General features: G+C 32.6%; 1 protein-coding gene and 1 pseudogene. Both read right to left on the bottom strand.

The window, feature by feature from the left end; all coding sequences use genetic code 11:
• Positions 1 to 44: 44 nt before the first annotated feature.
• Positions 45 to 644, bottom strand: a complete 600-nt coding sequence (locus AB9Q04_RS06120; protein WP_410024457.1) for a TetR/AcrR family transcriptional regulator — start codon at positions 642 to 644, stop codon at positions 45 to 47.
• Between the two features lie 155 nt (positions 645 to 799).
• A pseudogene (locus AB9Q04_RS06115) lies at positions 800 to 1,018 on the bottom strand (ribonucleotide-diphosphate reductase subunit beta); the annotation flags it as partial.
• Between the last annotated feature and the right edge of the window lie 19 nt (positions 1,019 to 1,037).

Below are 1,037 nucleotides of genomic sequence, written 5' to 3'. Positions count from 1 at the left end.
TAAGACTAATTTTGGATGGTATGAAATAAATCTTGATATTTTTTTCATTTAATTTCTCCTGTTCCATTAAAAATTTTTCTAATAACAGCAAATAAAACCGGTTTCATTTCATCAATAGATAAGGTTGAGTCCTCCATCAAGGCACTTTTGCAAGTAGACATCATAATATCAAAAGTCATAGCAAGGATGTAAAGCTGTTGGGATTCACTGTAAGATTTAGAAAATAAGTTTTCATACTTACTTAAAATGAATTGTAAGGTCGAATCAGCCTCAGTAAGCCTAGCATCATGCTCGATTTTTGTATAAAGGGCCCAGGTGATATTGTTACTTAAAAGGTCAAGTTCAAAGGGATTGGCAATTAAATAATCAATTATGTAATCCACAAAAGAAATATATCTTCCAACCGGATCTTCACCAACACAATTTTCCTCAGCTTTTATAATAATATCCATAGCCTTATCAAGGACTATCTTCTCTTTCAAATCATTTTTATCAGTGTAATATAGGTAAAAAGTTCCAAGACCAAAGCCAGACTCTGCCATAATTTCACGAACAGAAGCCTTATCCGGGCCTTTTTTCTTAAAAACCTTAAGAGCAGCCTCCATAATCTCTGCTTTTTTTCCACCTAATCTATCCGAAGTCATAAAACCTCCTTTTTTTAATGAACATCGTTCATTTGTTGTTACAGAATATATTCTACACCTAAATGAACATTGTTCAACTATAGAGTAAATTTTTTTTTAATTCTTGCTTTCATTGAAAATTAAACACAAAAAAAGAACCCTTAAGGGTTCTGATTTTATAAGTCATCTTCGATAATTGAAGATTTAGAATATGCAGAAACTTTTGCTTCGAAAAAGTCTGTTTTTACTTGGTTTGGGTCTGCGTATTCTTCTACCCATTTCATTGAGTCTGGCACTTCGTTGTAGCCTTCGTAAAGATTTCCAAAACCTAGTCCCTTGGCTCTAAGGTTTCCTAAGTATTTGATATAATCTTCTATCATTTTGCCATTTAATCCGTACCTTTACAGGCGATAT

The organism is Anaerococcus groningensis (assembly GCF_046365465.1).
Lineage (GTDB): Bacteria > Bacillota > Clostridia > Tissierellales > Peptoniphilaceae > Anaerococcus > Anaerococcus groningensis.
Note: the sequence above shows the minus strand (reverse complement) of the source record. Positions and strands in the feature narration are given on the sequence as shown.